This is a genomic window from Streptomyces sp. NPDC059696, from assembly GCF_042733745.1.
GTDB lineage: Bacteria > Actinomycetota > Actinomycetes > Streptomycetales > Streptomycetaceae > Streptomyces.
This window is the reverse complement of record NZ_JBHWFG010000101.1, coordinates 1-1,595: the sequence shown is the minus strand read 5'-3', so window position 1 is coordinate 1,595 and position 1,595 is coordinate 1. Positions and strand designations below refer to the sequence as shown.

At 65.2% G+C, this 1,595-nt stretch carries 2 protein-coding genes; one reads left to right on the top strand and one right to left on the bottom strand.

Annotated elements, in window-relative coordinates; all coding sequences use genetic code 11:
- The first annotated feature begins 204 nt into the window (after positions 1-204).
- Positions 205-1,007, top strand: a protein-coding gene (locus ACFV20_RS36845; RefSeq protein WP_385665485.1) for an IS5 family transposase whose coding sequence is annotated in 2 segments (ribosomal slippage) — positions 205-553 and positions 553-1,007 — 804 coding nt in all. Because the reading frame shifts where the segments join, the coding sequence is not laid out codon by codon here.
- Positions 1,008-1,119: 112 nt separating this feature from the next.
- Here the strand turns inward: ACFV20_RS36845 and ACFV20_RS36840 are convergent.
- Positions 1,120-1,595 (bottom strand): transposase family protein (locus ACFV20_RS36840; RefSeq protein ID WP_385665483.1); only part of this gene is annotated, 476 nt, incomplete at its 5' end.

Below are 1,595 nucleotides of genomic sequence, written 5' to 3'. Positions count from 1 at the left end.
GTCCTGCTCCTCGGCAATTATGTCCGCCACCGTGAGCCATACGCTCGTCGACGATATTCTATGGGCCACAACCTGGGCAATGGCTGCCGCGACAGCTGCACTTGTTGGCAATCTTTCGAAGAACAGAAAACGCATGGAAAGACACCAGGAAATATTTTTGATTTAGAGTCCATCTCATTTGGGTGACTCGGTATTCTGTAAGTCATGGTGGGGATCGTTGAACGGCTGGTGCCGGACGAATTGTGGGAGTTGTTCCAGCGGGTGGTGCCGGAGGCGCCGTCGCGGCCGCAGGGCGGTGGTCGGCGTCGGCACGGTGACCGGGAAGTGCTGGCCGCGATCGTCTTCGTGGCTACGTCGGGTTGTACCTGGCGGCAGCTGCCTTCGGCGTCGTTCGGCCCGTCCGGAGCGACTGCTCACCGGCGGTTCTCGGAGTGGTCGAAGGCCAGGGTGTGGGCCAAGCTCCACCGCCTGGTCCTCGACGAACTCGGCGCCCGAGGCGAGCTGGACTGGTCGCGGTGCGCGATCGACTCGGTGAACATGCGGGCCCTGAAAAGGGGGACCTGACAGGTCCGGATCCTGTCGACCGGGGCAAGTACGGCTCGAAGATCCACCTGATCACGGAACGGTCGGGTCTGCCCATCTCCGTCGGGATCTCGGCCGCGAACCTGCACGACAGCCAGGCCCTGATCCCGCTCGTGAAGGGCATCCCGCCGATCCGCTCGCGCCGCGGCCGGCGTCGGCGCAGGCCCGGCAAACTCCACGCGGACAAGGGCTACGCCCACCTGCGGCGATGGTTACGCAAGCGCGGCATCACCCACCGCATCGCCCGCAAGGGAGTCGAGTCCTCTCAACGGCTGGGCCGCCATCGCTGGACCGTGGAACGCACCATGGCCTGGCTCGCCGGCTGCCGCCGCCTCCACCGACGCTACGAACGCAAAGCCGACCACTTCCTCGCCTTCACCAGCATCGCCTGCACCCTGATCTGCTACCGCAGACTCGCCAAATGAGATGACCTCTTAAGGTTGCTCCGTACTCGGAGCCAAGATCTTTGCGGGACAGCCCTTACGAGCTCGTGCGTGGTAAGCGGTGAGACGTCGAGGGCTTCGGTGGGACCGGTGCTCATCTCTGTCGTCGGGGGTCCAGGTCCGCGGTCTGCTGGTGGGACAGTAGGCCGGCGACGGCCTGGACGGTGTCGCTCATGTGCTCGCGACGGCCGAGAGCTCGCCAGTTCTTCAGGTGGGCGATGCCGTGCTCGACCCGGATGCGGCGTGAGGAGTGTGCCTTGCGCTGTCGCTCGTGCATCTCCTCGTACCAGTCCGGGGCGCCCTTCTTGAACTTCCGGTGCGGTGGCGTCACCACGCGTCCGCCGGTCTGGGCGCCGAGCCCCTGGTAACCGGCATCGGCAAGGATCTCGACGACCGGCCCGTCGGCCAGGAGCTTGACCAGCCCTAACTGCCGGGCGTGAGTGATGTCCGCGCAGCTGCCTGGTCTGGCTGGGCTGCTGAAGAGCACCCTTCCGTTCTGGTCGGTGAGGACCATGGTCTTGACGGCGTTCCGCTTGTTCTTCCCGGAGATGAACACGTCGCGGTCCTTGC